Annotated in this window: 1 pseudogene; it reads left to right on the forward strand. The window is 70.5% G+C overall.

Features of this window, described 5'->3' with window-relative positions:
• Positions 1-39 precede the first annotated feature (39 nt).
• Positions 40-2466, forward strand: a pseudogene (hrpA, locus tag AB0G02_RS35235) (ATP-dependent RNA helicase HrpA); the annotation flags it as partial.
• Positions 2467-2490 lie beyond the last annotated feature (24 nt).

Below are 2490 nucleotides of genomic sequence, written 5' to 3' on the forward strand. Positions count from 1 at the left end.
CGGGCGGTGTCGTCGCGGACCTTGCGGGCGCCGTCGAGCCTGCGGGCCAGCCTCCGCTGGTCCCGCGACAACACCGCCCGCGCCGCCGTCCTGGCCGGGATCGAGGCCGACGTCGAGGCCGCCGAGCTGCGCGTCGCCCTGCGCCGCGACGCCGTGCCGAAGATCACCTACCAGCCCGAGCTGCCCGTCAGCGCCCGCAAGGACGACATCGCCGCCCTCATCCGCGACCACCAGGTCGTGATCGTCGCCGGCGAGACCGGCTCGGGCAAGACCACCCAGCTGCCCAAGATCTGCCTCGAACTCGGCCGCGGCGTGCTCGGCCAGATCGGCCACACCCAGCCCCGCCGCCTCGCCGCGCGCACCGTCGCGGAACGCGTCGCCCAGGAACTGGACACCCCGCTGGGCAGCGCGGTCGGCTACAAGGTCCGGTTCACCGACCAGTCCGGCGACGAGACGCTGGTCAAGCTCATGACCGACGGCATCCTGCTGGCGGAGATCCAGACCGACCGGATGCTGTCGCGCTACGACACGATCATCATCGACGAGGCCCACGAACGCAGCCTCAACGTCGACTTCCTGCTCGGCTACCTCAAGCAGCTGCTGCCGCGCCGCCCCGACCTCAAGGTCGTCATCACCTCCGCCACCATCGACCCGCAGCGCTTCTCCCGCCACTTCGGTGACGCGCCGGTCATCGAGGTCTCCGGCCGCACCTACCCCGTCGAGGTCCGCTACCGGCCGATCGTCGACCCCGAGGACCCCGACGCCGACCCCGACCGCGACCAGACCCAGGCCGTCTGCGACGCCGTGCGCGAACTGCAGGCCGAAGGACCCGGCGACGTGCTGGTGTTCCTGTCCGGCGAACGCGAGATCCGCGACACCGCCGACGCCCTGGCCGCCCTCGAACTGCGCGACACCGAGATCCTGCCGCTGTACGCGAGGCTGTCGTTCGGCGAGCAGCACCGGGTGTTCCAACCCCACCGCGGCCGCCGCGTCGTGCTCGCCACCAACGTCGCGGAGACCTCGCTGACCGTGCCGGGCATCAAGTACGTCGTCGACCCCGGCACCGCCCGCGTCTCCCGCTACAGCCACCGCCTCAAGGTGCAGCGGCTGCCCATCGAACCCGTCTCCCAGGCCTCGGCCAACCAGCGCAAGGGCCGCTGCGGCCGCGTGTCGGAGGGCATCTGCGTCCGCCTCTACAGCGAGGACGACTTCGACGCCCGCCCCGAGTTCACCGACCCGGAGATCCTGCGCACCAACCTCGCCTCGGTCATCCTGCAGATGACCTCCATCGGCCTGGGCGACATCGCCGCGATACCGTTCATCGACCCGCCCGAGGCCCGCAACATCACCGACGGCGTGCAGCTGCTGCAGGAGCTCGGCGCGATCCTGCCCGCCGAGCAGAAGCTCACCCCCCTGGGCCGCAAGCTCGCCCAGCTGCCCGTCGACCCCCGCCTGGCCCGCATGGTCGTGGAGGCCGACCGCAACGGCTGCGTCCGCGAGGTCATGGTCATCGCCGCCGCCCTGTCCATCCAGGACCCCCGCGAACGCCCCTCGGACAAGCAGCAGGCCGCCGACGAGCAGCACGCCCGGTTCAAGGACCCCGAGTCGGACTTCACCGCGTTCCTCAACCTGTGGCAGTACCTGCGCGAGAAGCAGAAGGAGCTGTCGTCCAACCAGTTCCGCCGGCTGTGCCGCGCCGAGTTCCTCAACTACCTGCGCGTGCGCGAGTGGCAGGACATCTACCTGCAGCTGCGGCAGGTCGCGAATTCCCTCGGCGTGCACGTCAACGACCAGCCCGCCGACCCCCGCAACGTGCACCTGTCGCTGCTGTCGGGGCTGCTGTCCCACATCGGCGTCAAGGACGTCCCCAAGCGGGACCCGGGCAAGCGCGCCGCCACCGAGTACCTCGGCGCCCGCAACGCGAAGTTCGCGATCTTCCCCGGCTCCGCCCTGTTCCGCAAACCACCCCAGTGGGTGATGGCCGCCGAACTCGTCGAGACGTCCCGCCTGTGGGGCCGCACCGTCGCGAAGATCGAACCCGAGTGGGCCGAGGCGCTGGCCGAGCACCTCGTCAAGCGCACCTACAGCGAACCGCACTGGGAAGCCAAGCGCGGCTCCGTCGTCGCCCTGGAGAAGGTCACCCTCTACGGCGTGCCCATCGTCGCCGCCCGCAAGGTCAACTACGGGCGCATCGACCCCGAGCTGTCCCGCGACCTGTTCCTGCGCCACGCCCTGGTGCAGGGGGAGTGGACCACCCACCACAAGTTCTTCCACCACAACCGGCGACTGCTCGACGAGGTCGGGGAGCTGGAGAACCGGGCCCGCCGCCGCGACATCGTCGTCGACGACGACACCCTCTACGACTTCTACGACCGGCGCGTGCCCGCCGACGTCGTCTCCGCCCGACACTTCGACACCTGGTGGAAGAAGACCCGCCACACCCAGCCCGACCTGCTCACCTTCGACTAGGCGATGCTGGTCAACGAACGC

The organism is Actinosynnema sp. NPDC023658 (assembly GCF_040639995.1).
Classification (GTDB): Bacteria; Actinomycetota; Actinomycetes; order Mycobacteriales; family Pseudonocardiaceae; genus Actinosynnema.